The 4,435-nt window shown below is 38.6% G+C and carries 3 protein-coding genes; 1 reads left to right on the top strand and 2 read right to left on the bottom strand.

The genetic code is table 11. The features are described 5' to 3' along the window. Positions 1-86: 86 nt before the first annotated feature. Positions 87-935, bottom strand: a complete 849-nt coding sequence (locus RAO94_04755) for a restriction endonuclease subunit S (GenBank protein MDP8321642.1) — start codon at positions 933-935, stop codon at positions 87-89. Next, positions 928-2,547 carry a class I SAM-dependent DNA methyltransferase gene (locus RAO94_04750; GenBank protein ID MDP8321641.1) on the bottom strand — a complete coding sequence of 540 codons (1,620 nt, stop codon included), beginning with the start codon at positions 2,545-2,547 and terminating at the stop codon, positions 928-930. Before RAO94_04750 ends, RAO94_04755 begins: the two co-directional genes overlap by 8 nt. An 833-nt stretch (positions 2,548-3,380) precedes the next feature. Between RAO94_04750 and RAO94_04745 the strand changes: the two genes are divergently transcribed. Next, positions 3,381-4,424, top strand: a complete 1,044-nt coding sequence (locus RAO94_04745) for a hypothetical protein (protein MDP8321640.1) — start codon at positions 3,381-3,383, stop codon at positions 4,422-4,424. Positions 4,425-4,435 lie beyond the last annotated feature (11 nt).

Below are 4,435 nucleotides of genomic sequence, written 5' to 3'. Positions count from 1 at the left end.
AAAAGTCTTTACGGTATGATACATTGAAACTCCCTTCATTGGCACTCCAGTTTCTTTATTCTGAGTACCATTTTGTATGTACCAGTTTAAAGTGCCAACTTTGTACCAGTTTTGAGTGCCATCGACACAGGATATCCCTCTTCAGTTCTAACTGTTCCATCTTCACCTAAAAGTATATATTCTCCATCAAAAATGTAATCATTCACATAATCCATTATTGTTGCTGCGCCATAATAAGGATATAAAATCCCATATTTCATTTTCTCTCTTTCCATTTTTGATATTGGAATTCTCTTATTATCATAGATTTCTACTACTTCACCAAGATTTGTTAATTCCCACTCATCATCCGCTTCCTCAATAAACCACTGCCTGAATAATGTCTCTGCCATTGCTTCTAATGTTTTATTCTGCCGATGAAGAAGATCAATCTTATCATCTAAACTGCTTAATACTTCCGCTATTGCTTTTTGTTCTGTTATTATAGGAATAATTGCATCTATTTTCTCAAAATTACCTTTATTTACAATAGGAACCGCAGTTCCATCTCCTCCATATATTCTTAAGGTTTTATATAAACTAACTAACAGATAATATAGATAATCTGGTGTTATTTTATCTAAATCAGGTACAATCGAATTGATTTGTTGATTAGTTACAACTTCAACACCATTCATAACTATTTTTCCCATATCTGAACCTATACAAGTTACAAGAACTGAATTTTTAGGAAGTACCTTATCATAAAATCTTTCTATACCATCCTTTGAAAGTTTACGTTTACTTGTTAGTGCTACTTTTCCATAAGAGCCATAGTCTGATGGAGTTATAAAAGGCATTTCGTCTCCCCAATCTTTAGGGTTATTTTTTGAGGGTGTTTTACCTGTTATTACAGTGCCTAAATCTCTAATGACAACTTCTTTCCACTCACTCATCAATTTTCACCTTCTCAAGATTTGCCAATATTCTTTTATTCAGTTCTTCTTCTTCTTTTAATTGCTCTTGAAATTCTGCTTTTAATTGCGTAAACCTTTCTTCAAAGTTAAAATCATCCTCTATATCAGCAAGCCCCACATATCGTCCAGGAGTCAAAACATGATCAAGTTCCCGCACTTTTTCTATGCTGGCAGAATTACAAAAACCTTTGATGTCTTTGTACTCTTTTTTATCTACGAGCTGGAGCTCGCAGTTCCCAGCCTTTGGATTGCGCCAATTATGATAAGTCTCTGCTATTAATTTTATATCGTCAGATGATAGCACCTTAGTTCTTCGGTTTATCAAATGCCCCAGTTCTCTGGCATCAATGAAAAGTATCTCCCCGCTTCTATTACGGTATTTTCCACCTGTCTGCGCACCACGCTCAGGGATACCCGTCTGCGCACCGTGTGCAGGCAGACGATTTCTTCTCATAAACCATAAGGAAGCCGGGATTTGGGTATTCAAAAAAAGCTTTGCCGGTAGATTAACCACGCAATCAATCAAATCCGCTTCAATTAGATTCTTTCTTATTTCTCCTTCACCAGATGATTGAGATGTTAATGAACCCTTAGCCAATACAAAACCAGCCTGTCCACCTGGTGCCAGATGATATAAAAAGTGCTGTATCCAGGCATAATTAGCATTTCCCGCAGGTGGTGTTCCATGTTTCCAGCGTCCATCATTTCGTAAAAGTTCACCGCTCCAGTCACTCACATTAAAAGGAGGATTAGCAATAATGTAATCAGCTTTCACGTCTTTATGTGCATCATTCAAAAAGGAACCTTCATTATTCCAGATAACCTGCGAACTATCAATTCCCCTGATCGCCAGGTTCATTTTGCATAATCGCCAGGTAGTCAGATTACTTTCCTGTCCATATATAGAAATATCATTCATCCTGCCTTGACGTTCTTTAACGAACTTCTCTGACTGCACGAACATTCCGCCGCTTCCGCAGCAGGGATCAAATACCCTACCTTTATAAGGTTCCAGCATTGCCACCAGTAATTCCACTATACATCTGGGAGTATAGAACTGTCCTCCCTTCTTCCCTTCAGCTAAAGCAAATTCACCTAGAAAGTATTCAAATACATGACCCAGCAGATCAGCACTCCGCTCCTGAGTTCCACTAAAATCAATATTACTAACCAGATCGATCAATCCTCCCAGACTTGTAGGGTCCAGATTCCTATTTGCATATCCTTTGGGGAGTACACCTTTCAGAGAAGGATTTTCCCGTTCAATGGCATCCATTGATTCATCAACAGTTTTACCAATCGTAGGCTGTTTAGCATGACTGCTTAAAAACTGCCAGCGTGCTGTGTGAGGCACGAAGAAAACATTCTCCGCTTTATATTCCTCTTTATCCTCAGGATCAGCAAATTCATAATCGCCTTCCATAGAATTCAATTTCTTATATAATTCTTCAAAAGCATCAGATATATGTTTTAAGAATATCAAACCCAGTACAACATGTTTATATTCAGCAGCATCAATATTCTTACGCAGTTTATCCGCAGTCTTAAAAAGTATAGCCCCAATATCGCCACTATTATTATCTTTTGCCATTATAAGTCCTTATTAATTTATCAATTCCAGTCAAATTCATTGTCCTTTAAATATCTCCTATATTTCAATAAATACCATACACCATTTATATCATATGTCATAAGATTGAATTATCTTATTTCTTGGCAAGTTTTTTTGTTCATATATATATGGAGTTCATGGATGAGTAATGGGTTAAGGTCGATTTAGCTACAATAATATTTTTTAAAGTTGACATTATTTACCTTTATCGCTATATTAAATTTAATCCATAACTTTTGTGGTTTGGATTTCAGAAATGATCCCTGGTTGAGCTTTAAATGCTTGATCAGGGATTTTTTAATCCACCTACTATTTCTCACCTTCGCTTCGACACTTTGGCATTATCGATGTACTCCAAAGCTGGCATTTGGCACTATACTGGCAATAAAGGGGCAATAAGTAGGCAAGGCAAGCCGGCACGGCATGACATCTATATGTTATGCCGATCACCATTGCCTTGCCTACTTATTACCTAAGGGTTGCCTGGGGGTTGATATGTCAGTGATAAAACGAGTCAATTTATGTAATCTGATTAGAGGTAGTATTTATCCGCAAATAAAAAAAATACTGTGCAGATCGTTGCAGATTGCTGCAGATCGTTGCAGATTTATGAAGCGTTAAGTGATTGGGAAATAAAGGGGTTGACAAGATTTTGGTCAAGAGTGAACAGTGAACAGTGAAGAGTGAGAAGGGGTGAAAATAATTGAATCAGCCATAGGCTGACAAGAATGTAAAAAGGAAGAGTAATATGGTTATCAGTCGTGTAGTCTTGAAGTCGTGCAGTAGCGTAGTCGCTAAGCTGGAGGCTTATCATGCAAATTAGAGTAAATGGGAATAATGCTGCATTTGTGGAGTGCTTTTGTGAGATACATGGTCGCTTTGGAAATAAGGTATTTCGGTGGAAGCGTAACGGGCAGCCTTGGGTTTATGAATATAAATATAAACCGAAATATGCACCTACAGTACTTAGTCGGCGAACTGTATGCATAGTGCGTGCTGCTGCGAGTATATCTAATCCGCGTAAAAAGGGTTATAAGGATATTCTGCAGAAAATATATTATTTTACGCCTTATTTTGTCTATGCCGGGGATTATGATTTTACCTGTAATACATTTTTGAAACTCAGTCAGCGGGGGACTTATACCCTTGAAATAGATGGCATGAAAGTAGCGCTTAATCTGGCACCGCGGACTAAGCTTAATTTTGAGTTTGAATATGGTAATGAATATGAGCTCAAGTGCTATCAAAATGGCAGGCAGTATTCCCAGCGGGAGATCATTGTAATTGATGCAGAAGCTGATCTGGAAGAGGTTTACACTAATTGGTTTGCTGAGCATCTGACAGAAATACTTACCTGGCAATTACCGTATTTTGGGAAGAAGAAAGTTTACCGGAGAGGGATCATTCCACCAGTGTGGTTACAATACATAGTGGGTAAAACGGAAAATGGGATAATATACCGGAGCAGTTTCCGGGAGCGGTTTCAGTATTCCAGGCAGCCTTATGAACATAGTCACACGGAGCAGGGGGATTATTTTTATACGGCACAGAAACAGGTAAATGGCTGCTGGAAGGAGGCTGCAGTGGAATTCAGGCAGGTGTGGGAGAAGTACCATCTCAGGTGGTTTGATGCGAATTACAGGAAGAACTGGAAGATAGTCAGGCAGCACAATCTGTGGAGTAAACTGATATTCCGAGCAGGAGGGATACTAGGGTTTGACCTGGAAGAGCTGTCACCCGATAACTGGCTGCCAGGAGTGGAAACTCTGGGTGATCTGCTGGAAGTGTGTGGCATGGGGATTTATGGATTGAGCACTACTGAATGTAGTGTCAGAATTTTTAATTTTGAGTTATGAATTTTGAATGG

This window comes from Candidatus Stygibacter australis (genome assembly GCA_030765845.1).
In the GTDB taxonomy this organism is placed as follows: domain Bacteria; phylum Cloacimonadota; class Cloacimonadia; order Cloacimonadales; family TCS61; genus Stygibacter; species Stygibacter australis.
Note: the sequence above shows the minus strand (reverse complement) of the source record. Positions and strands in the feature narration are given on the sequence as shown.

What these genes read in the sequence shown, in the direction of transcription:
- RAO94_04745 (MDP8321640.1), top strand. Translation starts at nt 3,381, where the DNA reads ATGCAAATTAGAGTAAATGGGAATAATGCTGCATTTGTGGAGTGCTTT.
- RAO94_04755 (MDP8321642.1), bottom strand. Translation starts at nt 935, where the DNA reads ATGAGTGAGTGGAAAGAAGTTGTCATTAGAGATTTAGGCACTGTAATA.
- RAO94_04750 (MDP8321641.1), bottom strand. Translation starts at nt 2,547, where the DNA reads ATGGCAAAAGATAATAATAGTGGCGATATTGGGGCTATACTTTTTAAG.